The following is a 24,882-nucleotide window of genomic DNA, read 5'->3' as shown; positions in this document are numbered from 1 at the left end:
CGCCTCTCGACGAATTTAAGGCGGACATCCGGGCCCTTGTGGTGTGATGGACCTTATGGAGTCCTCTGCACGCGAGACGTCTGCCCAAGTCCAAGCTCTGATCAACTGGGACCTTGCGGCGTCCACCGCCGCCAGGCTGACACCCCCCGGTCCCATACTGGAACCGGCCGAAATTGCCGCCGCGGTGGAGAACCTGCGCCTCATGGCGGACCGGTCGGTGCCCTACGTCCACGACATCACCGGCCTCGAGGCCGCCCGGGACCTGCGGGATTCCTCGGTCCTCGTGGTGGACCGGGCCTCCTGGGCCAGGGCCAACACCCAGAGCTTCGCGGTGATGCTCAAACCCGCGATGGAAAAAATGCTCGAAGGCCGCCGCGGCACCCTCAACCCCGGTGCCGCCAGCGTCAGCGGCGCCATCACCGGCAGCCAGCTCGGCGCCATCCTGGCGTTCCTCTCCAGCAAGGTCCTCGGCCAGTACGACCCGTTCTCTGCCCTGGCCCAGAACTCGTCCGCTCCCGCCGCCGGACGCCTGCTGCTCGTGGCGCCGAACATCATCGCGGTGGAACGCGAACTCAATGTCGAGCCCGGCGACTTCCGGCTGTGGGTCTGCCTGCACGAGCAGACCCACCGCGTGCAGTTCGCTGCGGCGCCCTGGCTGCGCCACCACATGTTGGACGAGATCGAAAACCTCAGCGGCCAGCTGCTCGGCAACGTCGACTCCCTGATGGAGCGTGCCTCGGCGGCAGCGAAATCGCTGAAGGACCGGACCGCGGGCGGCACCGCACCCAGCCGCGGAGCCATCCTGGACCTGCTGCAGAACCCGGAGGAAAAGGCTGCACTTTCCCGGCTGACGGCGCTGATGAGCCTGCTCGAGGGCCACGCCAACGTGGTGATGGACGCCGTCGACGCCAGCATCGTGCCCTCCGTGACGACCATCCGGCAGCGCTTCAACTCCCGGGACAAGGACCGCGGTGTGATCGAAAAGTTCCTCCGCAACCTGCTGGGCCTCGACGCCAAGATGCGCCAGTACAGCGACGGCGCGAAGTTTGTCCGCGAGGTGGTCACCGTGGCCGGGATGGAAGGCTTCAACAGGGTCTGGGAATCCGCCGAACACCTGCCGACCGAGGCCGAAATCCACGATTCCAAGCTCTGGCTCGAACGGATGGGGCTCTAATAACCGTGCCCGCCAGCCATCCCCCCGCTGAACCTGCCACGTCCGGGGGTCGACGCCGGCCCGGACGGCTGTCGCCCGTCGTCGGCACCGCGCGGAAAATGCTGCAGGACGCGTTGGCCGGTGCCGGCTATCCGGACCGTGTCCTGGTTGCCTGCAGCGGGGGGCCGGACTCGCTGGCCCTCGCCGCCGTCGCCGCGTATTTCGCCCGGCGGGGGCACATCGACGGACACCCCGTATCCGTCGGTGCGGTGGTGGTCGACCACCAGCTGCAGCCAGGCTCCGCCGGGGTGGCCGCCACCACCGCCGAGGTGCTGCGCGGGCTGGGACTCTCGCCGGTCCACATCCGGACCGTCGACGTCGCCGCGACGGGCATGGGCCCGGAAGCGGCCGCCCGGGAGGCCCGCCACACTGCGCTCGAAGAGGTCGCCGAGCAGGCCGGTGCCGCCGTGATCCTGCTCGGCCACACCTTGGACGACCAGGCCGAACAGGTCCTGCTGGGACTCGCCCGCGGCTCCGGCACACGGTCCCTGGCCGGGATGCGGCCCGTCCGCGGACGGCTGCTGCGGCCCTTCCTGGGCCTCCGCCGGGCCGACACCCTGGAGATCTGCGCGGTCGAGGCCCTGGAGCCCTGGCACGATCCGAGCAACGCCGACCCCTCGTTCGCCCGGTCCCGGACCCGTGTTGAGGTGTTGCCCCTGCTCGAGGAAAAGCTTGGCCCCGGCGTCGCGGAGTCCCTGGCCAGGACAGCGGCCATCCTCCAGCTCGACGCCGACTACCTTGAAGACGTGGCAAACGGCACCTTCGTGCGGTTGCAGGAGCCATCCGGAACCGGAATCAGCCTCCCGGAGACTGCGCTGCGCGAACTCCCGCCGGCTGTGAGGTTTCGGGTCATCGCCAAGGCCGCCGCCGCCGTCGGCGGTCAACAACCCAGCTATCAGCGACTGCTGGCCGCGGAAGCACTGCTGCGCCGGCAGGGATCGGCGGGACCGGTGGAGCTGCCCGGCGGCGTCAGCGTCTACCGTTTGTCCCTCGCCCAGCTGCTCGCCGAAGACCAGTCCGCCGCCTCCGGTGTTCCCCGGGAAGGCGCCCGCTGTGGGAAGCTTGTATTCCGGCCTCAAAAACCGCCCCAAATATAGTCGCCCCCGCATCTACACAGGAGTTATTGGTGGATTCAAACGACGTCCAGGCAGACCTCAAGCATGTTCTGTACTCCAAGGAGCAGATCCAGTCACGGATCACCGAACTCGCTGCCCAGATCGACAAGGACTACGAAGGCCGGGATCTGTTGATCGTCGGCGTGCTCAAGGGCGCCGTCATGGTCATGGCGGACCTGGCGCGTGCACTGCACAGCCACGTCTCGATGGACTGGATGGCTGTCTCCTCCTACGGTTCGGGGACCCAGTCCTCCGGCGTTGTCCGCATCCTCAAGGACCTCGACACCGACCTGATGGGCAAGGACGTCCTGATTGTCGAGGACATCATCGACTCCGGCCTGACCCTTTCCTGGCTCAAGACCAACCTGGAATCGCGCGGCACGGCCTCGGTGGAAATCTGCACCGCGTTCCGCAAGCCCACGGCGGCCAAGGTCCAGATCGACGTTAAATACGTCGGCTACGACATCCCCAACGAGTTCGTCGTCGGCTACGGCCTCGACTACGCCGAGAAGTACCGCAACCTGGACTTCGTCGGCACCCTCGCGCCGCACGTCTACGAGTAGGAAGCCCCAACCGGCGCGACGCTAGAACCTCCTGGGCCTGCCCCTGCCCCGCTACGCCCACAGGGAACTTTTGGCCTCTACCGTGCGTGAGTTACTGGGACGGTGTATAGCTAGTAGCTGATGCAGCACCACACGCGCGCAGATCGGTCGCCGTGCAGCACTACCAGGAGGGACGGGGCCAGCCCCCGATCAGATGAAAGCTAAGAGTTTCTTCAAGGGCCCGGGCATCTGGATTGTCGTTGTAATCGGCATGCTCCTGTTGGCCTTTGCCACCCTTGCACCTGGCGGATCCGCCAGGATCGACACGGACAAGGGCCTCGCGCTGCTGACAGAGGGCGGCAAGATCGAGCAGGCCAAGATCTTCGACGCGGAAAACCGCGTGGACCTGGTCCTGAAGGACAACTACCAGGCCGACGGCCAGGACAAGGGCAAGAACGTACAGTTCTACTACGTCAACGCCCGCGCCGCCGACGTCGTCAGGGCGGTCACCGATTCCGAGCCGCCGAGCGGCTACACCGACCAGCCGCTTGAAAACAACTGGTTCTCCGGGCTGTTCTCCCTCCTGATCCCCGTGCTCCTGCTCGGCGTCCTCTTCTGGTTCCTGCTCTCCCGCATGCAGGGCGGCGGGTCCAAGGTCATGCAGTTCGGCAAGTCCAAGGCCAAGCTGGTCAACAAGGACATGCCGCAGGTCACCTTCAGTGACGTTGCCGGCGCCGATGAAGCCGTTGAAGAACTCGAAGAAATCAAGGAATTCCTGCAGGAACCAGCCAAGTTCCAGGCCGTCGGCGCCAAGATCCCCAAGGGCGTGCTGCTGTACGGCCCGCCCGGTACCGGCAAGACCCTGCTGGCCCGCGCCGTCGCCGGCGAGGCCGGCGTGCCGTTCTTCTCCATCTCGGGCTCCGACTTCGTGGAAATGTTCGTCGGCGTGGGCGCCTCCCGCGTCCGCGACCTGTTCGAACAGGCGAAGGCCAACGCGCCGGCCATCATCTTCGTGGATGAGATCGACGCCGTCGGCCGCCACCGCGGTGCCGGCATCGGCGGCGGCAACGACGAACGCGAGCAGACCCTCAACCAGCTCCTGGTTGAAATGGACGGCTTCGACGTCAAGACCAACGTCATCCTGATCGCTGCCACAAACCGTCCGGACGTACTCGACCCGGCCCTGCTCCGTCCGGGCCGCTTCGACCGCCAGATTTCCGTCGAGGCCCCGGACCTGATCGGGCGTGAACAGATCCTCAAAGTCCACGCCAAGGGCAAGCCGATGGCTCCCGGCGTCGACCTGAAGGCCGTCGGCAAGAAGACCCCCGGCTACACCGGCGCGGACCTGGCCAACGTGCTCAACGAGGCTGCCCTGCTGACCGCCCGCTCCAACGCCAACCTGATCGATGACCGCGCCCTCGACGAGGCAATCGACCGCGTCATGGCCGGCCCGCAGAAGCGCAGCCGCGTCATGAAAGAACACGAGCGCAAGATCACCGCCTACCATGAGGGCGGCCACGCCCTGGTGGCCGCGGCCCTGCGGAATTCGGCACCGGTCACCAAGATCACCATCCTGCCCCGCGGCCGCGCCCTGGGCTACACGATGGTGGTTCCGGAGAATGACAAGTATTCCATCACCCGCAACGAACTCCTCGACCAGATGGCGTACGCCATGGGCGGCCGTGTGGCTGAGGAACTCGTGTTCCACGATCCGTCCACGGGCGCGTCCAACGACATCGAGAAGGCCACCGGCATCGCCCGGAAGATGGTCACCGAGTTCGGCATGAGCGAGCGCGTCGGCGCAGTGCGCCTCGGCCAGGGCGGCGGCGAGCCCTTCCTGGGCCGCGACGCCGGCCACGAGCGCAACTACTCGGACCAGATCGCCTACATCGTCGATGAGGAAGTCCGCCGCCTGATCGACGGGGCGCACGACGAGGCCTACGCCATCCTGATCGAGAACCGGGACGTCCTGGACGAACTGGCCCTGGAGCTGCTGGAACGTGAAACCCTGAACCAGGCCGAGATTGCGCAGATCTTCACCAACATCCGGAAGCGCGATTTCCGTGACGTCTGGCTGTCCAAGGAGACCCGCCCCATCCAGTCGGCCGGCCCGGTGGAATCCCGCCGGGAGAAGGCCGAACGCGAAGCCCAGGAAGAAGCCACGGAAGCCCGGCTCGAGGAACCGCTGGACGCCATGCCACCGCACGCCCAGGGTGTCGCCGGACAGGAGCCGTTTCAGGGCGGCGGTTCGACGGGTATCGGGACTGATGGCCGTCCCGGCTAGGCTTCTTCTGTGACTTCTTTCTTCAACGACGACGCCGACGACGCTTCCGCCACCGCCGATCCCGCGGCGGCGGGGGAACCCGCCAAACACCACGGCCCCAAGGTGGACCGCCCCCGGATCGAGGCGGCGGTCCGTGAGATCCTGCTGGCCATCGGGGAGGACCCGGACCGCGGCGGCCTCCTGGACACCCCCAAGCGGGTGGCCAAGGCCTACACCGAGATGTTCGCCGGGCTGCACCACGACCCGGCTGAGATCCTGGCGACCACCTTCGACCTGGACCATGAGGAACTGGTCCTGGTCAAGGACATCCCCTTCTACTCGACCTGCGAGCACCACCTGGTGCCGTTCCACGGGGTGGCGCACGTCGGCTACATCCCGTCGCACGACGGCAAGGTCACGGGCCTGAGCAAACTGGCCCGGCTCGTGGACATGTTCGCCAAGCGCCCGCAGGTCCAGGAACGGCTGACCACCCAGATCGTCGAGGCCCTCGTAACCCACCTCAAACCGCGCGGCGCGATCGTCGTCGTCGAATGCGAACACCTCTGCATGTCCATGCGCGGCATCCGCAAGCCCGGCGCCAAAACCGTCACCAGCGCGGTACGCGGGCAATTGCATGACCCGGCCACCCGTGCCGAAGCCATGAGCCTCATCCTCGGAAGGTAAGAACAGACTATGGACTCCCTAGCCGCAGCCCCGGGAACCGGCCCCGCAACCTCGCCCCTGCCCGTGCTGCGCAAACCGCGCCGGGCGGCGAACTTCCAAGACCTCCCCTCGGACCGGACGCTGGTGATGGGGATCCTGAACGTCACCCCGGACTCCTTCAGCGACGGCGGCCAGCACGCAACCGCCGACACCGCCATCGCCGCCGGGCTCAGGATGTTCTACGCCGGCGCGGACATCATCGACGTCGGCGGCGAATCCACCCGCCCCGGCGCGGTCGAAGTCAGCGTCGAAGAGGAACTGAAACGGGTGCTGCCCGTGATCGCGGCGCTGGTCAAGGCCGGCGCGCTCGTCAGCATCGACACGACGCATGCCGACACCGCTGCAGCGGCGCTGGACGCCGGCGCCACGATCATCAACGACGTCTCCGGGCTTAGCATGGAACCGGAAATGGCGGAACTCGTCGCCCGCAGCAAGGTGCCCTACGTCCTCACCCACCGCCGCGGCGACGCCAGCACTATGGACTCCCTGACCGACTACGGCAACGTGGCAGAAGACGTGGCCGCGGAGCTCACCGGCCTCCGCGACAAGCTCTACGCGGCCGGGGTCGCCCCGGAACAGATCATCCTGGATCCGGGCCTGGGCTTCGCCAAGAACGAGGAGCAGAACTGGGAACTGCTCCGGCACCTGGACGTCCTGCAGGCCCTGGGCCACAAGGTCCTCGTCGCGGCTTCCCGCAAACGTTTCCTCGGCAGCCTCCTGACCGTGGCCGGCAAGTCCGCGCCGCCGGCCGAGCGCGACGCCGCCACCGCCGCCGTGACCTCCATCGGCGCTTTCCGCGGTGCCTGGGCTGTCCGCGTGCACGACGTCGACGCCAGCCTCGACGCCGTCAAGGTCGCCGCCCGCATGGCCCCAACCGGCAACAACTGAACCGGAAACCGAACATGGACCGGATCACGCTGAGCGGTGTCACCGCCGTCGGCCACCACGGGGTGTTTGATTTCGAGCGCCGAAACGGCCAGCCGTTCGTCGTCGATGCCGTGCTGCACCTGGACTTCAGCAAGGCTGCCGCCTCCGACGACGTCCTGGACACGGCCCACTACGGCGAGGTCGCCGAATGCATCCGCGGCTGGATCACCGGCGAGCCGCTGAACCTGATTGAGGCCCTGGCAGTGCGGATCGCCGACGACGTACTGGCGAAGTTCGGGGTCGCAGCCGTGGACATCACCGTGCACAAACCGAAGGCCCCCATCGAGGTCGACTTCGGTGACGTGTCAGTCAGCGTGCACCGGGAGGGCCCATGAACCCGCCGTACACCCGGGCCGTGATTGCCCTGGGAAGCAACCTGGGGGAGCGCAGCGACACCCTCTCGGCCGCCGTCGCCGACCTGCTCGACCCGCCGGAAGTCCGGCTCCTGGCCATCTCCCCGATCGTGCAGACAAAAGCGGTCGGCGGCCCGCCGGGCCAGCCCGATTTCCTCAACATGGTGATCGCCGTGGAGACCACCTTGCTGCCGCTGGAACTGCTGGAGCACTGCCACGCGGTGGAACAGAAGCACCTGCGGGTGCGTGACGTGCACTGGGGCCCGCGGACCCTCGACGTAGACATCATCACCTACGGCGAACTGGTCAGCGCCGATCCGGACCTGACCCTGCCGCACCCGCGGGCCGCCGAGCGCGCGTTCGTGCTCTACCCGTGGTCGCTCATCGACCCCACGGCGGAACTTAACGGCGAGCGGGTGGGCGAACTGGCTGCCAAAGCCCCGGATTTCGCTGACCTGGTTCCCTTCGACGGCTTCGAAGACCTCCACGGTGCGGCCGGAGCGGTGGAGCGGCCGTGAAACCGATCAATCCTCTGCTCCTCTTCGTCATAGGCGTCGCCGTGGCCATTGCCGGCTGGTTCGCGACCGTGCTGACCACCCGTTACAGCCTGTCCACCCCGGTGCTGCCGCTGACGGGGCTGGTGACCATGGGCGTGATCGTGGTCCTGACCCTCGTGCTCGGCATCCGGGTGCTGCGCTGGCGCAACGGCAAGAAGAAAAAGAAGATGCTCAACCCGATCCTGGCCGCCTGGACCCTGGTCCTCGCCCAGGCCTGCGCCTACACGGGAACCGTGCTGCTGGGCTGGCATGCCGGGATCTTCGTGGACCAACTGCGGCTCTGGAACCTGCGCAGCGACCAAAGCATCACGTGGCAGGCGCTGGCCCTGGCCGGCGGCGGCCTGATCATGGTTGTGGTGGGCCTCGTGGTGGAGCGTTTCTGCCGGATCCCGCCGGAGGACGGCGACTCTCTCGACGGTCCCGGGCCGCAGGAAAAGCGCGGCAAACCCAAGACGGAGGGCGAATATGCCTACCGAGGCGATTGATCCCCCCGGCGTCACCTGGCTGCGGGTTTCGCCGAAGTACGTCACAGTGAAAATAGCCGGCTGGGCCCTCGGGAACCTGTTCCTGGTGGCAGTGCTGTCCGTGCCGCTCGTCCTGGTCCTCAACGGCGTCTGGAAGGCGTTCCCGCTCTGGCTCGCCGTCGCCGTGCCGGCCGCGGTGATGCTCCTGGCCCTGTGGCGGCTGCTGCTCATCCCGCGGCAGGTCCGCGCCCTCGGTTATGCCGAGCGGGAGGATGACCTGCTCATCCGCGGCGGCATTTTCTTCCAGCGTGTCCTCGTGGTGCCCTACGGGCGCATGCAGTACGTGGATATCGGCGCCGGCCCGGTGGAACGCAGCCTGGGCCTGTGCACGCTCAAACTGCACACCGCCTCCGCCGGAACCAACGCCGAGATCCCGGGCCTGCCTGACGGGGAGGGCGCGCGGCTCCGCGAACAGCTCTCCGCCCGCGGCGAAGCCCGGCTGGCCGGGCTGTGACGGGTCCGCTGTGACGGGCGCGCCGTGAACCTGAACCCCGGCCCCGCCGCGACGGCTCCCGAAACGACCGCCGGCGCCGGGACGGACGGGCCCGACGACGGCTGGCTGCGTGTGCATCCGGCCTCGCCCTTTGTCCGCGGCTGGGTGGCGCTGGCCGCCATCGGGTTCTTCTTCGGCCGGGACACGTTCGAGCGGATGCTCCAGGGTGGTCCGCTGATCGATGAGCAGGTCGCCGGCCGGGCGCCGTGGCTCCTGCTCGGCGGCGGCACGTTCTTGCTGCTGACCGTGGCCGGCTACATCCTCAGCTGGTACTTCACCCGTTACCAGGTGGCGGAAGGCTATGTCCGGGTCAACACCGGGTTCCTCTTCAAACAGCAGCGCCAGGCCCGGCTGGACCGGGTCCAGGCGATCGACATCGTGCAGCCGCTGCTGGCCCGGATCTTCGGGCTGGCCGAGCTTAAATTCGAGGTGGCCGACGCCGGGGAGTCCGCGGTCCGGCTCGCCTACCTCCCGATGGACCAGGCACGGCAGCTCCGGGCCACCATCCTGGCCCGCGCCGCCGGAGTGGAGCCGGACCCGGCGCGCCCCGAGGAAGCCGCTGCCGAGGCGCCCGAGAACGCTGTGCTGACCGTACCGCCGCCACGGCTGGTCGGTTCGCTGCTCCTGAGCGAACAAAGCGCCTTCATCCTGCTGGGCGCCGTGGCGTCCGTGGTGCTCTCCGCCGTGACCGAGAACCGGAGCTTCTACCTCTACCTGATCCCGGCCGGGCTCGGCCTGGTGGCCGCGTACTGGAATTCGTTCAACAAGGGTTACAACTTCACCGCCGCCATATCCCCGGACGGGATCCGGCTGCGCTACGGGCTGCTGGACACCCAGGCGCAGACCCTGCCGCCCGGAAGGATCCAGGCCCTGCGGATCAGCCAGCCTCCGCTCTGGCGGATCTTCGGCTGGTACCGGATGCAGGTCAACGTGGCCGGTTACGGCACCGCCGGGAGCAACGGCGAGGGCTCGTCCCGGACCACTCTCCTGCCGGTCGGAACCCTCCCCGAGGTCTTCACCATGCTCTCCCTGGTCCTGCCCGACCCCGGAACCGCGGACCCCGCACGCGTCTTCGCCGCCGGGCTCCACGGCATCGCCCCGGTGTCCGGCGCCGGCGGGGGACCGGGGGAGGAGAGCGACGGCGGCTTCGTCACCACCCCGCGCCGGGCGCGGCCGCTGGCGCCGCTGGGCTGGCGGCGCAACGGCTTTACCGCCACGGACACCGCCCTGCTGATCCGCTCCGGGCGCTGGTGGCGGCAGCTGGTGGTGGTCCCGCACCAGCGCACCCAGTCAATGGCGCTGCAGCGTGGTCCGCTGGCCCGGCGGTTCGGGCTGGTGGACCTCGCCCTGCACACGACGTCCGGCCCCGTCTCGCCGAGGCTCATCCAGGCCGGCATCGCGGAAGGCAAGGCCCTGCTCGACGCGCAGGCCGCCCGGGCCCGCGCCGCACGGAAACGCCAGACCAGCGAACACTGGCTGGAACAAGTGAAACCGCTCGTGGCCGGGACCGGCCACGAGGCCGGCACGGATGACCCCGAGGCAAGCAGTAAGGAAGGCCCGCAGCATGGCTAAGCCAGGACGCCTCGGCGTCGGAATCATCGGTGCAGGCAAGGTCGGCGCCGTCCTGGGGGCCGCGCTCCGCGGGGCCGGACACGCCGTCATCGGCGTGTCCGCGGTCTCGGACGCCAGCCGGGAACGCGCCGAGACCCTGTTGCCCGGCGTGCCGGTGCTCGACGTGCCGGACATTGTCGAGCGTGCCGAACTCGTCCTCCTCGCCATCCCCGACGACGGCCTCGGCCCCCTCGTGGAGGGACTCGCGAAACTCGGCGCCTGGCAGCCCGGACAGCTTGTGGCGCACACCTCGGGCCGCTTCGGCGTCGGCATCCTGCACCCGGTCCGTGCCGCCGGCGCCGTGCCGCTGGCGCTGCACCCCGCGATGACTTTCACCGGCATGAGCCTGGACCTCACGAGGCTGCTGGACTGCACCTTCGGGGTCACGGCCGACGCCGCGATGCTCCCCATTGCGCAGGCCCTCGTCGTGGAGATGGGCGCCGAGCCGGTCGCCATCGCCGAAGCGGACCGGACGCTGTACCACGCGGCCCTCGCGCACGGGTCAAACCACCTGGTCACCCTGGTGGCGCAGGCCTCGCAGCTCCTGCGGGACGTGGGCGTCGAGGCTCCGGAACGCATGCTGGGCCCGCTCCTGCGCGCCACCCTGGAAAACGCCCTGGCCTCGGGCGAATCAGCACTGACCGGCCCGGTGGCCCGCGGCGATGTGGGAACCGTGGCGGCGCATGCCGCGGCCCTCCGGGAACACGACGCCGGCTCCGGCGGCGATATTCTGGAGGCGTACCTGGCCATGGCCCGGGCGACGGCCGGCCGGGCGGGAAGCCGCGGCCTGCTGAAACCGGACCAGCTCAAGGGCATCAGCCGGGCCCTCGAGGATCCGGATCACAACGGCCCGCAACCCTAGGAAGGGACCCACAACTTTGGCGATCCAACTCGTGACCACGGCTGCCCGGCTCCGCACCGAAAGCGCCCGCCTGCTGACCCGAAAGGGCGGCACCTCGCAGGGCCTGGTGCCCACCATGGGCGCCCTGCACGAGGGACATGCCCAGCTGGCGCGCACCGCCGTCACGCAGAACGACGTCGTGGTGGCCAGCATCTTCGTCAACCCGCTGCAGTTCGGCGAGGCCGCGGACCTGGAACGGTACCCCCGGACGCTGGAGGCGGACCTGGCGCTCCTCGACGCCGTGGGCGTGGACCTCGTGTTCGCGCCGGACGTGGAGGAGGTCTACCCCGGCGGGGAGCCGATGGTGCGGATCACCGCGGGGCCGATGGCGGAAAAGTGGGAGGGCGCCGCCCGCCCGGGGCACTTCGACGGCGCCCTCACCGTCGTCGCCAAGCTGCTGCACTATGGGCTGCCGGGCGCTGGAACCGGTGCGGCGCTGCCGGCCTACCGGGCCTATTTCGGCCAGAAGGACGCCCAGCAGCTGGCCCTGGTCCAGCGAATGGTGGCGGACCTCAACTTCCCGGTGGAGATCGTCCCGGTACCGATCGTGCGCTCCCCGGACGGGCTCGCGCTGTCCAGCCGCAACCGGTTCCTCTCGGCCGAGGAACGCGAAGCGGCCCTTGTGCTCCCCAGGGCGCTGCGGCTGATCGAGGACCGGGCCAATGCGCACGAGCCACTGGACCTCGAATCCGCCCAGGCACTGGTGGAATCGCAGCCGCTCGTGGAACTCGACTACTTCGAGGTGGTGGATCCACGCACCCTGGAGCCGCTGGCGGAGAACTGCAGGGAAACGCCGTTCCGCGGTGAGGGACTGGCCCTGATTGCGGCAAGGGTGGGCCCGGTGCGGCTGATCGACAACGTGCCGCTGGACTCCTGAACGCAGCCAACGAAGTTTTTCTTCGGATCCGGGAATTCCGCCGGGGATCCGCCGGTTGCAATCTGTTGTAGCGATGACGCTCGCAGGACCCACTTCAAACTCCCTGAGGGAACCCCCATGTCTACAGACGTCTCTTCCAACACCCACGGCGATCCCGTGCGGGCGGCTGCCGCGCCGGCTGAAACCGCGGGGACGCCGGTTCCGGCGGCCCCGGCGAAGATGTCCCGCCAGTCAGTCACCATTATCGTCACGCTGCTCGTAGCCACATTTGTGGTCATCCTCAACGAAACCATCATGAACGTTGCCCTGCAGCGGCTGATGGTGGACCTCAGGGTTGATGCCCCCACCGTGCAGTGGCTGTCGACGGGCTTCATGCTCACCATGGCCATCGTGATCCCCACCACCGGCTTCATCCTGCAGCGGCTCTCCACCCGGGCCGTCTTTATGCTGGCCATGGGCCTCTTCTCCGGCGGCACACTGCTCGCGGCACTGGCCCCGGGATTCGAAATCCTATTGCTCGCCCGCGTAGTCCAGGCCGGCGGCACGGCAATCATGCTCCCCCTCCTGATGACCACGATCCTCACCCTGGTTCCCGTCTCACGCCGCGGCGCCGTGATGGGCAACGTCAGCATCGCCATTTCGGTGGCCCCGGCCATGGGCCCCACGGTTTCCGGACTCATCCTCGAACACTTTTCCTGGCGCTTTATGTTCGTCTTTGTCCTGCCGATCGCGCTGCTCGCCTTCGGCATCGGCGCCAAGTACCTGACCAACATCGGCGAAACCGAGAAGGCGCGGCTGGATGCCTTGTCCGTCCTGCTCACCGTTCCCGCATTCGGCGGCCTCGTGTACGGCCTGAGCCAGATCGGTGGCGGCGAGGGCGGTCCCGGTTCACCGGCCGTGATCGCGCTGGCCGTCGGGGCGGCGGCCATGCTGGCCTTCGTTCTCCGGCAGTTGCGGCTGCAGAAGTCGTCGGCTCCACTGCTGGACCTGCGCGCGTTCAACTTCCGCATGTTCACGGTGTCGGTGCTGCTGCTTGTTGTGGCAATGGTCGCGCTGTTCGGCGCGGTGATCCTGCTGCCGCTGTACCTGCAGGAAATCCGCGGGCTGAAGTCGCTGGAGACGGGACTGGCCCTGCTGCCCGGCGGGCTCGCCATGGGACTGCTGGGACCGCTGATCGGCCGCATCTTTGACAAGGTCGGCCCGCTTCCGCTTACGCTCACTGGCTCGGCCATGCTGGTGGTGTCCCTGTTCCAGTTCTCGCTGCTGGACGCGGATACGCCGGTCTCGTGGATCATCGCGCTGCATGTGGTCCTGAGCCTGGGCCTCGCGCTGCTGTTCACGCCGGCCTTCACCACCGGATTGAACCCGCTGCCCCCGCACCTCTATTCACACGGTTCGGCCATCCTGAGCACGCTGCAGCAGGTCGCCGGGGCCGCCGGGACGGCGCTGCTCGTCTCGATCTACGCCGTCGTGTCCGCCGCCTCCGGAATGGTCGCGGGCATGCACGCGGCGTTCTTGACGGCAGCGGTCATAGCCCTCGCCGCCGTCGTGCTGTCAGCCATGATGCGCAAGACCGCCGAAGCGGACCCATCAGCAGCGGACCACTCAGAAGCGGACCCATCAGCAGCGGACCAGCCGGCGGCAGCCGTTCACTGACCTCCGGCGAAACCGGCCGGGCTCAGCCTGCGAAGAATTCGCTCAATTCGGTGATGAGCTTGTCCGGCGCCTTGTTCACGCCGTCGTGCCCCATGCCGGGCAGGATCGTGTAGCTCGAGCCGGACAGCACGTCGTGGATCTGTGCGCAGGCCACACCGAAGTATGCCGGGCTCTTCTCGCCCACGATGATCAGCGTCTCCAGCGGGAGTTCCAGGAACGGTTCGGCCGGCATGTCGGCGGCGATGATGGCTTTGATCTCCCGGACGCCGGTCTGCATGAGCTCACGCATCTGCTTGCCGATGGGGGTGCCGGCGGCCAGCTTGTTGGCCAGGGTCAGCATGGACAGCGGCATCCGGGACAGCGCGCTGCCGGTCTCAAGCCCCCTGAGCAGGACGGCGAGGGCGCGGTCGTCGTCGCCGGCCGCCGTCGCCCGCTCATACTCGGTGGTCCAGTCCGCGGTGACGCTGTGGTTCACGGACACCGCGGGGTCATATACGGCGAGGCGTTCCACCGGCAGGGTCCGGGCAGCGTGCAGGGCCACGGCACCGCCGAAGCTGTGCCCGAAGACGTCCGTGCTGGAGGTGTGTTTCATGACCACGTCCAGGTCGCGGATGTCCACGTCCAGGGTGTAGTCCTCCGGCTGCGGGGAGGACGCGCCGCGGCCGCGCCGGTTGAAGGTGTGGACCGGCCGGCCGAGGGACGCGCTGAGCTTCTGCGCGAAGCGGGTGTAGTCGGCGGCAGTCACCATCGAGGCCGGGACGGCGACGACGCCGGAGCCCGCCGAGGCCAGCTCGGCACCCGTGCTGAAAAGCTCGATGGTTCCACCGTCGGGGGTTCTGATGTTCTCGCGGGTCATGCTCCGAGCCTAGCCGAGGCTGCAGCTACGGCGTAGTAGGGCAGCGGGCCGGGAGGGAGGGGCGCCTCTCAGCTGCCCAGCCGTCCGGCGGAGGCTTCGAGGTAGCAGGAACCGCAGAGCGATTCGTACCAGACGTCCTGGCCGTCGATGGCGACCTGGTCGCCGTCGAACACCACCTGTTTGCCCACCCGGCGGGTGTTGAAGATCGCCTTCCGGCCGCAACGGCAGATCGTCTTGAGCTCCTCGAGCGTGTGCGCGACCTCGAGGAGCCGGAGCGAGCCCGGGAACGCCCGGGTCCGGAAGTCGGTGCGGATGCCGTAGGCGAGCACCGGGACCTGGTCCAGGACGGCGATGCGGAAGAGGTCGTCCACCTGGGCCGGTTCAAGGAACTGCGCCTCGTCCACCAGCAGGCACGCCACCGGCTTGGTGTCGACATGCTCCAGGAGGGCGTCCGGATCGTCCCCGTGGGCCCGGGCGGTGAACAGCTCGCGGGCGGACGCCCCGGCCGGGATCAGGAAGTCCACCGAGCGGGTCATGCCCAGGCGGGACACGACGTCGGAGTCGCCCTTGGTGTCGACGTCGGGCTTGGCGAGCAATACCCGCTGGCCACGTTCCTCATAGTTGAAGGCGGCCTGCAGCAGGCCCGTTGACTTGCCGGAGTTCATGGCGCCGTAGCGGAAGTAAAGCTTGGCCAAGGGGGTCCTTTCGAAAGGGTCGCCCCCCGATTCTAGAGGCCCGTACCTCAGCGACCCAGTTGCGGCCGGCGGCGCCGTGCCGCGGCCGGAGGGAGGTTCCCTCCGGCGTCGCCGGTCCCGATCGTCCGTGTCTTTACAGCCCCGAGTCCATCCCGCAGCGGGCCCTGGCCGTGCGGGACCTGCCTGGCCGGAATCCCCGGTAAACTTGGGGATTGTGACTTCCCAAAACACTTCCGCCCCGAACTCCGCCGCCGAGTCCCACGACGCCAGCGAACAGACGCGCATCCGCATGGAGAAGCGCGCCAAGCTGATCGAGCGCGGCATCGAGGCGTATCCGGTGGGGGTGGAACGCACGCACTCACTCAATGACATCCGCGAAAAGTACGCGCACCTGCAGGCTGACGAAACCACCGGCGACGTCGTCGGTGTGACCGGCCGCATCGTCTTCATCCGCAACACCGGCAAGCTCTGCTTCGCCACGCTCCAGGAGGGCGGCGTTGACGGCAAGGCCGTCCGGCTGCAGGTCATGCTCAGCCTGGCCAACATCGGCGAGGACGCGCTCGCGGACTGGAAAGCCCTCGTGGACCTGGGCGACCACGTCTTCATCAAGGGTGAGGTCATCTCCTCGCGCCGCGGCGAGCTCTCCGTCATGGCCGAGTCGTGGTCCATGGCGTCCAAGGCGCTCCGCCCGCTGCCCGTGCTGCACGCCGGGCTCAACGAGGAAACCCGCGTCCGGCAGCGCTACGTGGACCTGATTGTCCGCGACGAGGCCCGCGAAATGGTCTACACCCGGGCCGCGATCACGCGGTCCATCCGCGAGACGCTGCACCGCCAGGGCTACGTCGAGGTGGAAACCCCCATGCTGCAGCTGGTCCACGGAGGTGCCACCGCCCGCCCGTTCGAGACGCACATGAACGCCTTCGACCAGAAGATGACCCTGCGCATCGCCACCGAGCTGTACCTCAAGCGCACCGTGGTCGGCGGGATCGACCGGGTCTACGACATGGGCCGTGTGTTCCGCAACGAAGGTGTGGACTCCACCCACAGCCCGGAATTCACCACCCTGGAAAGCTACGAGGCCTGGGCCGACCAGTTCGTCATGGCGGACCGGATCAAGGAAATCATCCTCGACGCCGCAGATGCCGCCGGCGTGGGCCGCGCGCTGCAGACCGAAGCCGGCGAGATCAACCTCGACGGCGACTGGGCCTGGCTGGCCGTGTACCCGGGGCTCTCCGACTTCGTCGGCCAGGAGGTCACCCCGGAAACTCCGGTTTTCGAACTGCTGGCGCTTGCCGCAAAGCACGAGGTCAAGGTCGACGCCAACTGGGACGCCGAAAAGCTCGTGGTGGAGCTGTTCGGTGAACTCGTCGAGCCAACCCTGCTGAACCCCACCTTCGTCTACGACTACCCGCCCTCCGCGCAGCCTCTGGCCCGCCAGCACCGCGAGGATGGCCGCCTGATCGAGGCCTGGGACCTCATCATCGGCGGCATGGAGCGTGGAACGGCGTTCTCCGAACTGATCGACCCCGTGATCCAGCGGGAACGGCTCACCGAGCAGTCCCGCCGCTCCGCAGCCGGCGACGTGGAGGCCATGCAGCTGGACGAGGACTTCCTGCGGGCCCTGGAATACGGCGCACCGCCCATGGGCGGAATCGGGCTGGGCATCGACCGTCTCGTTATGCTCTTCACCGGCGCCGGCATCCGCGAAACCATCCTGTTCCCGCTGCTGAAGCCCGAAGGACACTGACTGTGGAGTACATCGCCGTATTGCTTCCCTCCGTAGTGGTGGGCCTCATTTTCTGGTTTGCGATGAAATCGATCTTCAACGCGGACAAATCCGAGCGCCAGGCTGAAGCGCGGGCCCAGGCCGAAGCCGAGAAAAAGGCCACCGCGGCGGATACCACCCCCGACGGCGGCCATTCTCCCGGAATGGCCAAATAGGGCCTATTCAGTTCTGTGGATTTCCTTTAGAAAGACTCTTTCCGCTTTGACTCGCCCCGGTAAAACGGAGGATACTTAATACAGGTACATCCTGCTTTTGTAATCCTCGTCCTTTTGGAAAGAGAGTCTTTATGGCACAGAAAGTCAAAATCATCCTCGTAGATGATCTGGATGGGGGATCCGCGGACGAGACTGTCCGGTTCGGCCTGGACGGCGTCAGTTATGAAATCGACCTGTCGTCGGGCAATGCAGCTGAACTCCGCTCTGCGGTCGAACGCTTTGTTTTACACGCACGCAAAACCTCCAGCGGCCGCGCGACGCGCAGCAGGATTCCGGCTGGCCGGAATCAGGACTCTGCGCAGATCCGGCAGTGGGCCCGGGACAACGGCTATGCGGTAAACAGCCGCGGCCGTATCCAGGCCGAAATTCAGGAAGCCTACCAAAAGGCAAATTCCTAGAACGACGCTCTATGTATTGACGGTGCCCCTGCCTTCCGGCGGGGGCATTGTCGCGTTCCGGCGGCAGGAGCCGGTGACGCCGTTTCCCCTCAGGAACCCGCCGACGTCGGCCTGCCGCACCCGCGCGCGGCGCGCAGCGCCAGTTCGAACAGGGTTCGGGCCGCCCGCGGCGCCTGTTTGTGCGGGCCTCGGCGGCCTGTTCCGGCAGCGGTTCCCGGAGCGGGCGGCGCCCGCGCGTCTGTAACGCAAGGCCCGCGGGTTTCCCCTGTGGCGAACAAGCCCCAAATCTCGAACCGGGCCACGTAGCATCAAAGTACGTCGTAGCTAGGAGTGTGGCGAAATGTTTGAGCGATTTACGGACCGTGCCCGTCGCGTAGTTGTGCTTGCCCAAGAAGAGGCGCGCATGCTGAACCACAATTACATTGGTACCGAACACATCCTCTTGGGTCTGATCCATGAAGGTGAAGGTGTTGCCGCCAAAGCCCTTGAATCCTTGAGCATTTCGCTCGACGGAGTCCGCGAACAGGTGCAGGAGATTATCGGCCAGGGCCAGCAGGCCCCGTCAGGTCATATCCCCTTCACGCCGCGGGCCAAGAAGGTGCTGGAGCTCTCGCTGCGCGAGGCCCTGCAGCTGGGTCATAACTACATCGGGACCGAGCACATCCTGCTCGGTCTCATCCGTGAGGGTGAAGGTGTGGCCGCCCAGGTGCTGGTCAAGCTCGGCGCGGACCTGAACCGCGTCCGCCAGCAGGTCATCCAGCTGCTCTCGGGCTACCAGGGTAAGGAGACCACCGGCGCAGGCGTCGGCCCCGGCCAGGCCGAAGGCACTCCCGCCGGTTCCGTGGTCCTGGACCAGTTCGGCCGCAACCTTACGCAGGCGGCGCGCGAGAACAAGCTGGACCCCGTGATCGGGCGCGAATCGGAAATGGAACGCGTCATGCAGGTCCTTTCCCGCCGCACCAAGAACAACCCGGTCCTGATCGGTGAGCCCGGCGTCGGCAAGACCGCCGTCGTCGAAGGCCTCGCGCAGGCGATTGTCCGCGGCGACGTGCCTGAGACCATCAAGGACAAGCAGCTGTACACGCTGGACCTCGGGTCCCTCGTGGCCGGTTCCCGCTACCGCGGCGACTTCGAAGAGCGCCTGAAGAAGGTCCTCAAGGAGATCCGCACCCGCGGGGACATCATCCTGTTCATCGATGAGATCCACACCCTGGTGGGTGCCGGTGCTGCCGAAGGCGCCATCGACGCGGCCTCGATCCTGAAGCCCATGCTGGCCCGCGGCGAGCTCCAGACCATCGGTGCCACCACGCTGGACGAGTACCGCAAGCACATTGAGAAGGATGCCGCGCTGGAACGCCGTTTCCAGCCCATCCAGGTCAAGGAACCCTCTGTCGCGCACGCGATCGAGATCCTCAAGGGCCTCCGTGACCGGTACGAGGCACACCACCGCGTCACCATCACCGACGGCGCCCTCGCCTCGGCGGCGGCCCTCTCCGAACGCTACATCTCGGACCGCTTCCTGCCGGACAAGGCAATCGACCTGATCGACGAGGCCGGCGCACGGCTGCGCATCCGCAGGATGACAGCCCCGCCGGAGCTCAAGGTCATGGACGAGAAGATCGCCGCCATGAAGCTGGAGAAGGAATCCGCGATTGACGCGCAGGACTTCGAAGGTGCCGCGTCGCTGCGCGACAAGGAGCAGAAGCTCATTGCCGAGCGTGCCGAGAAGGAACGCCAGTGGAAGACCGGCGGCATGGACGACATCTCCGAAGTTGATGAGGATCTCATCGCTGAAGTGCTGGCGAACTCCACCGGCATCCCGGTGTTCAAGCTCACCGAGGAAGAGTCCTCGCGTCTGCTGAAGATGGAAGACGAGCTGCACAAGCGCGTCGTCGGCCAGGACGAGGCCATCAGGTCCCTGTCCCAGGCGATCCGCCGCACCCGTGCAGGCCTCAAGGATCCGAAGCGTCCAGGTGGCTCGTTCATCTTCGCCGGGCCCACCGGCGTCGGCAAGACCGAGCTGGCCAAGGCCCTGGCCGAGTTCCTGTTCGGCGAAGAAGACGCGCTGATCACGCTGGACATGTCCGAGTACTCGGAGAAGCACACGGTCTCGCGTCTCTTCGGTGCCCCTCCGGGCTACGTGGGCTACGAGGAAGGCGGGCAGCTGACCGAGAAGGTCCGCCGTCGTCCGTTCTCCGTGGTCCTGTTCGATGAAGTGGAGAAGGCACACGCCGATCTCTTCAACTCGCTGCTGCAGATCCTGGAGGACGGCCGCCTGACCGACTCCCAGGGTCGGGTGGTGGACTTCAAGAACACCGTGATCATCATGACCACGAACCTCGGCACCCGGGACATCTCCAAGAGTGTGGCCACCGGCTTCCAGTCCGGCACGGACACGCAGACCGGCTACAACCGGATGCGGGCCCGCGTCACGGAGGAGCTCAAGCAGCACTTCCGCCCCGAGTTCCTGAACCGTGTTGACGACGTTGTGGTCTTCCCGCAGCTGACCCAGGACGAGATCATCGAGATCGTGGACATGTTCGTCGGCCGGCTGGAGAAGCGCCTCAAGGACAAGAACATGGGCATCGAGCTCACGCCCGCGGCCAAGGTGCTCCTGGCAACCCGAGGCTACGACCCCGCAATGGGTGCCCGGCCGCTGCGCCGCACCATCCAGCGCGAGATCGAGGACCAGCTCTCCGAGAAGATCCTCTTCGGCGAACTCCACGGTGGCGACATCGTAGTGGTGGATGTAGTAGGGGAAGGTGACACTGCGAAGTTCACCTTCGCAGGCAACGCCAAGCCACTCATCCCGGAGATCGCTCCGAGCGTCTAGGCAGTAAATCCAAAGGCCCCGCCATTCCCGAAAGGGAGTGGCGGGGCCTTTGCGTTTGCGCTCCCAGCCGGGCCACTTCCCGCCCCTGAGTCTGAAAGTACTGTTTCACTCTTAGTGAACTTGGTGTGATGTGGCGCACGGGGGGTGTTGAATCGGTGCATGGTTGCTACTGACTCAGAGACCCTGAGCGAACACCCCGAGACCCCCTTCCACGATCTGGACCACTACCTGGCGATTCCCAAGGTCAGCGGCCTGGCACTGAGCCCCGACGGCGGGCGTCTGGTCACCACCGTGGCCACGCTCAACGACGCGGGCACCGAATACCGCACCGCGGTGTGGGAAGTGGATCCGGAGGGGCGCAAGCCGGCCCGCCGGATCACCCGCAGTGCCAAGGGTGAAGCCGGAGCAGTATTTGCCGCCAACGGTGACTTGTACTTCAGTTCCGCCCGGCCCGATCCTGAGAACCCCGAGGGAGACCCGCTGAACGCCCTCTGGCTGCTCCCGGCCGACGGCGGTGAGGCCCGTGTGGTGCTCTCCCGCGCCGGCGGCGTCAACGGGGTCCTGGCGGCCAAGGAATCCGGCGCCCTGTTCGTCGCAGCATCCGTGCTGGCCGGGTCGGCGGACGAGGACGACGACGCCGAGCGCCGCAAGGCCCGCCAGGACAACAAGGTCGCCGCCATCCTGCACAGCGGCTACCCCGTGCGCTATTGGGACGCCGACCTCGGGCCCGCCCAGCCGAGGTTGTTCGCCGTCGAACCGGGTGCGGAAAAGAAGCCCGGCAAGCCCGCGACCATCGACGCCGCCGCCCCGCTCAAGCTGCGCAACCTCACCCCCGACGCCGGCAGCGGTCTCCGGGATGCCAATTCGGTCATCAGCCCGGACGGGGCCACCATCTACAGCAGCTTTAACAAAGCCCTCGCGAACGCTGATTCGCGCTCCGTGCTGGTCAAGATCGACGTCGCCACCGGCGTCCGAACGGTGTTGCTGGACACAGACGGCATGAGCTACTTTCCCGGGCCGGTCAGCCCGGACAACCGGACCATTGTGGTGGTCAGCGAAAGCGACGCGACGCCCGACGACGCCCCGCAGGTCAGGCTGCACCTGCTCGACGTCTCTGCCGGCGCGGAGACCGCAGGCGACGCACCTCTGACGCCGCTCGCCCACGACTGGGACCTCTGGCCGCGCCCCGAGGCCTGGCTGCCGGACGGATCCGCGATCCTCGTCACCGCCGACGAGGACGGGGCCTGCCCGGTCTTCCGGATCGGCATGACCGGAGACAAGGCAGCCGGCCAGGTCAGCCGCCTGACGGCCGACGCTGCGGCGTACACCGACGTCGTGCCCTCCCCGGACGGCGGCACCGCGTACGCACTGCGCAGCTCCTACGAGTTTCCGGCCGAAGCCGTGCGGATCGATCTCGCCACCGGCAACGTGGTCCGGCTCCCCGCGCCCGCCGAGCGCCCGCGCTACAACGGTTCGCTGGAACGCGTGGAGACGACGGCGGCGGACGGGTCCCGCGTACCGGCCTACCTTGCCCTCCCTGAGGGAGCCTCGGCCGGGAACCCCGCCCCGCTGCTGCTCTGGATCCACGGCGGCCCGCTCGGTTCCTGGAACGCCTGGACCTGGCGATGGAACCCGTGGCTGCTCGTGGCCCGCGGCTACGCCGTCCTCCTTCCGGACCCGGCGCTGTCCACCGGCTACGGCCAGCACCACATCCAGCGCGGCTGGGGCGGATGGGGCAAGGCTCCCTTCACCGACCTGATGGCCATCACCGACGCCGTCGAGCAGCGGCCGGACATCGACGAGACGCGCACCGCAGCCATGGGAGGTTCTTTCGGCGGCTACATGGCCAACTGGGTGGCAGGCCACACGGACCGGTTCAAGGCGATCGTCACGCACGCGAGTCTCTGGGCCCTGGACCAGTTTGGACCCACCACCGACTCCGCCCAGTACTGGCTCAAAGAAATGACCCCGGAGATGGCGCTGGAGAACTCCCCGCATCTGCATGTGGGAAACATCAGCACCCCGATGCTGGTCATCCACGGGGACAAGGACTACCGCGTGCCCATCGGCGAGGGCCTGAGGCTCTGGTACGAGCTGCTCGCCAAGTCGCAGCTGCCGGCGGACGAGAACGGCGAAACCGACCACCGTTTCCTCTACTTCCCGGACGAGAACCACTGGGTCCTGCATCCGCAGCACGCCAAGGTCTGGTACGGCGTAGTGGAGCACTTCCTCGCCAGGAACCTGCTGGACAAGGACCTTCCGGTTCCGGCTGAACTGGGTCTGTAGGTCTCTGGCCTCCGCGGGGTGAGGAGTTGACAGCGCCAACGAAATCGGAACCAAGCAACCCGCCCCCGTAGGATTGGGCTGTGACTGAGACGATCCGCATCCGCCCTGCCCGCACGAGCGACGTTTCGGCCATCAAGTCCCTCGTGGCTCCGCTGGCCGACCAGCGGATCCTCATGGCCAAGGAGACGGTCGCCTACTACGAGAGCCTCCAGGAGTTCCGGATCGCCGAAGCGCCCGACGGCGAGGTGATTGGCTGCGGCGCCCTGCACGTGATGTGGGAGGACCTCGCCGAGGTCCGTACCCTGGCCGCATCGGATGCGTGGCGCGGCAAGGGTGTGGGGCACCGGCTTGTGGAGCAGCTGATCGAGGATGCCCGGGCGCTCGGCGTGGCCCGCGTGTTCTGCCTGACCTTCGAGGTGGACTTCTTCAAGAAGCACGGCTTCGAAGTCATGGCCGACCAGACCGCCGTCGACCCCGTGGTGTATTCGGAACTGCTGCGCTCCCATGACGAGGGCGTAGCCGAGTTCCTTGACCTCGCACGGGTAAAGCCCAACACGCTGGGCAACACCAGGATGATCAAGACCTTGTAGGGGCGGAAATCCGGCGCATCCACCGTCCTGGCCCCTTCCCATCAATAAATTTGATGGATAAACTGATGCAGGCCCAGGGGGTGGGCCACCAGGCTTTCCGGAGGCAAAGTTGCACCAGCGCGTGATTTTTCCCGATTTCTCCGCATTCCAGATGACCATCGCGGGTAGGCCCGCTGAGCGCCGGTCATCGGAAACAATCCCGGAAGCCGATGCTGACCCTGGCCCTCCGCCCGGCCCGTGCCCGGACCCCGGCCTGAACAGCAGGGCTAAACGCCCGCACATCACGGCGCCGCCGTTTTCGTGGCTGGGCTGCGACGCCTGGCCCGGTCTCCCGGCCCGCGCAGACACGGGATACTGAGCCCGTTTCTGCGCCGCCGCCGGTCCAAACCGGAGCCTTTCGCTGGCAAGGCCCCCGGTAGTAGGGTCTAAGCACAGCAGCCAGGACACCATCCAGGGAGCACCGCCATGAAGAAGCTCATCAACGATCCCAAAGCAGTGGTCGACGAGTCGGTGGAGGGCTTCGGGCTTGCCCATGCCGACCTCGTGACCGTCTTCGCAGACCCGAAATACGTCGTGCGCAAGGACGCGCCCGTGGCCGGCAAAGTGGGGCTGGTTTCCGGCGGCGGCAGCGGCCATGAGCCCCTGCACGCCGGCTATGTGGGGATGGGGATGCTCGACGCCGCTGTACCGGGCGCGGTGTTCACCTCACCCACCCCGGACCAGATCCTGCCGGCCACCCTCGCCGTAAACTCCGGAGCCGGCGTTGTGCACATCGTGAAGAACTACACGGGCGACGTGCTGAACTTCGAGACCGCGGCAGAGTTGGCGCAGGCCGAGGGCGTGGAGGTCCGCACGGTGCTCGTCAACGACGACGTCGCGGTGGAGGACTCGCTGTACACCGCCGGACGGCGCGGCGTCGGCGGCACGGTCCTCGTGGAGAAGATCGCCGGAGCCGCCGCCGAGCGCGGGGACAACCTCGACGCCGTCGCCGCCATCGGCGACCGGGTCAACCAGAACGTCCGCAGCATGGGCGTGGCACTGACCGCCTGCACTGTCCCGCACGCCGGGGCCCCCAGCTTTGTCCTTGAGGAAAACGAGATCGAAATCGGCATCGGCATCCACGGCGAACCGGGCCGGCACCGCATCGCGATGGAAAACGCCGACGGCATCACGGACCGGCTGCTCGAACCCGTGGTCAGCGACCTCGGCCTTGCCTCCGGGGACAAGGTGCTCCTGTTCGTGAACGGCATGGGCGGCACCCCCCAGAGCGAGCTGTACATCGTCTACCGCAGGGCGGCACAGGTGCTGGCCGAGAAGGGCATCACGGTGGCGCGCTCGCTGGTGGGGAATTACATCACCGCCCTCGAGATGCAGGGCTGCTCCATCACGGTCCTGCGCCTGGACGACGAGATGACCGCACTCTGGGACGCACCCGTCCACACTCCGGCCCTCCGCTGGGGTGTCTGAC

The 24,882-nt window shown here is 67.4% G+C and carries 23 protein-coding genes; 21 read left to right on the top strand and 2 right to left on the bottom strand.

Translation table 11 applies throughout. The annotated features are described in order from the left end of the window. Positions 1-55 precede the first annotated feature (55 nt). The 14 genes from ABIB51_RS03180 (at position 56) to ABIB51_RS03115 (ending at position 13,755) form a co-directional block, all read left to right on the top strand. Positions 56-1,174: an Rv3626c family coenzyme F420 biosynthesis-associated protein gene (locus tag ABIB51_RS03180; protein ID WP_354185380.1), complete on the top strand. Its 1,119-nt coding sequence runs from the start codon at positions 56-58 to the stop codon at positions 1,172-1,174. Between the two features lie 98 nt (positions 1,175-1,272). After that, positions 1,273-2,310, top strand: a complete 1,038-nt coding sequence (gene tilS / locus ABIB51_RS03175; RefSeq protein WP_354185378.1) for a tRNA lysidine(34) synthetase TilS — start codon at positions 1,273-1,275, stop codon at positions 2,308-2,310. A 29-nt stretch (positions 2,311-2,339) separates the two neighbouring features. Next, positions 2,340-2,891: a hypoxanthine phosphoribosyltransferase gene (gene hpt, locus ABIB51_RS03170; RefSeq protein ID WP_069950289.1), complete on the top strand. Its 552-nt coding sequence runs from the start codon at positions 2,340-2,342 to the stop codon at positions 2,889-2,891. 193 nt (positions 2,892-3,084) lie between these two features. Then, positions 3,085-5,154: an ATP-dependent zinc metalloprotease FtsH gene (gene ftsH / locus ABIB51_RS03165; RefSeq protein ID WP_354185376.1), complete on the top strand. Its 2,070-nt coding sequence runs from the start codon at positions 3,085-3,087 to the stop codon at positions 5,152-5,154. Positions 5,155-5,163: 9 nt separating this feature from the next. Next, entirely contained in the window at positions 5,164-5,817 is a 654-nt protein-coding gene (gene folE, locus ABIB51_RS03160) for a GTP cyclohydrolase I FolE (RefSeq protein WP_354185374.1), read from the top strand. Between the two features lie 9 nt (positions 5,818-5,826). Next, entirely contained in the window at positions 5,827-6,744 is a 918-nt protein-coding gene (folP, locus tag ABIB51_RS03155; RefSeq protein ID WP_354185372.1) for a dihydropteroate synthase, read from the top strand. Positions 6,745-6,758: 14 nt separating this feature from the next. Further along, entirely contained in the window at positions 6,759-7,118 is a 360-nt protein-coding gene (gene folB, locus ABIB51_RS03150) for a dihydroneopterin aldolase (RefSeq protein WP_354185370.1), read from the top strand. Further along, complete coding sequence (gene folK, locus ABIB51_RS03145) at positions 7,115-7,654, top strand: 2-amino-4-hydroxy-6-hydroxymethyldihydropteridine diphosphokinase (RefSeq protein WP_354185368.1); 540 nt, start codon at positions 7,115-7,117, stop codon at positions 7,652-7,654. Before folB ends, folK begins: the two co-directional genes overlap by 4 nt. Then, positions 7,651-8,178, top strand: a complete 528-nt coding sequence (locus tag ABIB51_RS03140) for a DUF3180 domain-containing protein (protein ID WP_354185366.1) — start codon at positions 7,651-7,653, stop codon at positions 8,176-8,178. The genes folK and ABIB51_RS03140 overlap by 4 nt, the downstream gene beginning before the upstream one ends. After that, positions 8,159-8,671, top strand: a complete 513-nt coding sequence (locus tag ABIB51_RS03135) for a PH domain-containing protein (RefSeq protein ID WP_354185364.1) — start codon at positions 8,159-8,161, stop codon at positions 8,669-8,671. Before ABIB51_RS03140 ends, ABIB51_RS03135 begins: the two co-directional genes overlap by 20 nt. A 24-nt stretch (positions 8,672-8,695) precedes the next feature. Then, a complete protein-coding gene (locus tag ABIB51_RS03130; RefSeq protein WP_502916063.1) occupies positions 8,696-10,282 on the top strand; it encodes a PH domain-containing protein in 1,587 nt (528 codons plus the stop codon). Then, positions 10,275-11,183, top strand: a complete 909-nt coding sequence (locus ABIB51_RS03125) for a Rossmann-like and DUF2520 domain-containing protein (protein ID WP_354185362.1) — start codon at positions 10,275-10,277, stop codon at positions 11,181-11,183. Before ABIB51_RS03130 ends, ABIB51_RS03125 begins: the two co-directional genes overlap by 8 nt. A gap of 16 nt (positions 11,184-11,199) precedes the next feature. Then, entirely contained in the window at positions 11,200-12,099 is a 900-nt protein-coding gene (gene panC, locus ABIB51_RS03120; protein ID WP_354185360.1) for a pantoate--beta-alanine ligase, read from the top strand. 117 nt (positions 12,100-12,216) lie between these two features. Beyond that, on the top strand, positions 12,217-13,755 hold the full coding sequence (locus ABIB51_RS03115) for a DHA2 family efflux MFS transporter permease subunit (protein ID WP_354185358.1): 1,539 nt from the start codon (positions 12,217-12,219) through the stop codon (positions 13,753-13,755). A 22-nt stretch (positions 13,756-13,777) separates the two neighbouring features. Here the strand turns inward: ABIB51_RS03115 and ABIB51_RS03110 are convergent, their stop codons facing one another. Both ABIB51_RS03110 and ABIB51_RS03105 read right to left on the bottom strand, forming a co-directional pair. Further along, on the bottom strand, positions 13,778-14,611 hold the full coding sequence (locus ABIB51_RS03110) for an alpha/beta fold hydrolase (protein WP_354185356.1): 834 nt from the start codon (positions 14,609-14,611) through the stop codon (positions 13,778-13,780). 68 nt (positions 14,612-14,679) lie between these two features. After that, entirely contained in the window at positions 14,680-15,306 is a 627-nt protein-coding gene (locus ABIB51_RS03105) for a thymidine kinase (RefSeq protein ID WP_354185354.1), read from the bottom strand. 214 nt (positions 15,307-15,520) lie between these two features. On the opposite strand from ABIB51_RS03105, the gene lysS reads away from it, so the two are divergent. The 7 genes from lysS (at position 15,521) to dhaK (ending at position 24,881) form a co-directional block, all read left to right on the top strand. Beyond that, positions 15,521-17,053, top strand: a complete 1,533-nt coding sequence (gene lysS, locus ABIB51_RS03100) for a lysine--tRNA ligase (RefSeq protein WP_354185352.1) — start codon at positions 15,521-15,523, stop codon at positions 17,051-17,053. Between the two features lie 2 nt (positions 17,054-17,055). Beyond that, positions 17,056-17,247: a hypothetical protein gene (locus ABIB51_RS03095; protein WP_354185350.1), complete on the top strand. Its 192-nt coding sequence runs from the start codon at positions 17,056-17,058 to the stop codon at positions 17,245-17,247. 131 nt (positions 17,248-17,378) lie between these two features. Continuing rightward, a complete protein-coding gene (locus ABIB51_RS03090) occupies positions 17,379-17,705 on the top strand; it encodes a histone-like nucleoid-structuring protein Lsr2 (RefSeq protein WP_354185348.1) in 327 nt (108 codons plus the stop codon). A 340-nt stretch (positions 17,706-18,045) separates the two neighbouring features. Beyond that, a complete protein-coding gene (locus ABIB51_RS03085; protein WP_354185346.1) occupies positions 18,046-20,538 on the top strand; it encodes an ATP-dependent Clp protease ATP-binding subunit in 2,493 nt (830 codons plus the stop codon). Between the two features lie 159 nt (positions 20,539-20,697). Beyond that, positions 20,698-22,824 (top strand): S9 family peptidase, encoded by a 2,127-nt coding sequence (locus ABIB51_RS03080; RefSeq protein ID WP_354185344.1) that lies wholly within the window; start codon positions 20,698-20,700, stop codon positions 22,822-22,824. Between the two features lie 80 nt (positions 22,825-22,904). Continuing rightward, positions 22,905-23,414 carry an amino-acid N-acetyltransferase gene (locus tag ABIB51_RS03075; protein WP_354185342.1) on the top strand — a complete coding sequence of 170 codons (510 nt, stop codon included), beginning with the start codon at positions 22,905-22,907 and terminating at the stop codon, positions 23,412-23,414. 465 nt (positions 23,415-23,879) lie between these two features. After that, positions 23,880-24,881 carry a dihydroxyacetone kinase subunit DhaK gene (gene dhaK, locus ABIB51_RS03070; RefSeq protein ID WP_354185340.1) on the top strand — a complete coding sequence of 334 codons (1,002 nt, stop codon included), beginning with the start codon at positions 23,880-23,882 and terminating at the stop codon, positions 24,879-24,881. Position 24,882 lies beyond the last annotated feature (1 nt).

The sequence above is a fragment of the Arthrobacter sp. UYCu712 genome (assembly GCF_040547005.1).
GTDB lineage: Bacteria > Actinomycetota > Actinomycetes > Actinomycetales > Micrococcaceae > Arthrobacter.
Note: the sequence above shows the minus strand (reverse complement) of the source record. Positions and strands in the feature narration are given on the sequence as shown.

Excerpts from the sequence above, each read along its gene's own strand:
- ABIB51_RS03180 (WP_354185380.1), top strand. The coding sequence starts at position 56 with ATGGAGTCCTCTGCACGCGAGACGTCTGCCCAAGTCCAAGCTCTGATC.
- tilS (WP_354185378.1), top strand. The coding sequence starts at position 1,273 with ATGCTGCAGGACGCGTTGGCCGGTGCCGGCTATCCGGACCGTGTCCTG.
- ftsH (WP_354185376.1), top strand. The coding sequence starts at position 3,085 with ATGAAAGCTAAGAGTTTCTTCAAGGGCCCGGGCATCTGGATTGTCGTT.
- folP (WP_354185372.1), top strand. The coding sequence starts at position 5,827 with ATGGACTCCCTAGCCGCAGCCCCGGGAACCGGCCCCGCAACCTCGCCC.
- folB (WP_354185370.1), top strand. The coding sequence starts at position 6,759 with ATGGACCGGATCACGCTGAGCGGTGTCACCGCCGTCGGCCACCACGGG.
- folK (WP_354185368.1), top strand. The coding sequence starts at position 7,115 with ATGAACCCGCCGTACACCCGGGCCGTGATTGCCCTGGGAAGCAACCTG.
- ABIB51_RS03135 (WP_354185364.1), top strand. The coding sequence starts at position 8,159 with ATGCCTACCGAGGCGATTGATCCCCCCGGCGTCACCTGGCTGCGGGTT.
- ABIB51_RS03125 (WP_354185362.1), top strand. The coding sequence starts at position 10,275 with ATGGCTAAGCCAGGACGCCTCGGCGTCGGAATCATCGGTGCAGGCAAG.
- ABIB51_RS03115 (WP_354185358.1), top strand. The coding sequence starts at position 12,217 with ATGTCTACAGACGTCTCTTCCAACACCCACGGCGATCCCGTGCGGGCG.
- ABIB51_RS03110 (WP_354185356.1), bottom strand. The coding sequence starts at position 14,611 with ATGACCCGCGAGAACATCAGAACCCCCGACGGTGGAACCATCGAGCTT.
- ABIB51_RS03090 (WP_354185348.1), top strand. The coding sequence starts at position 17,379 with ATGGCACAGAAAGTCAAAATCATCCTCGTAGATGATCTGGATGGGGGA.
- ABIB51_RS03085 (WP_354185346.1), top strand. The coding sequence starts at position 18,046 with ATGTTTGAGCGATTTACGGACCGTGCCCGTCGCGTAGTTGTGCTTGCC.
- ABIB51_RS03080 (WP_354185344.1), top strand. The coding sequence starts at position 20,698 with ATGGTTGCTACTGACTCAGAGACCCTGAGCGAACACCCCGAGACCCCC.
- dhaK (WP_354185340.1), top strand. The coding sequence starts at position 23,880 with ATGAAGAAGCTCATCAACGATCCCAAAGCAGTGGTCGACGAGTCGGTG.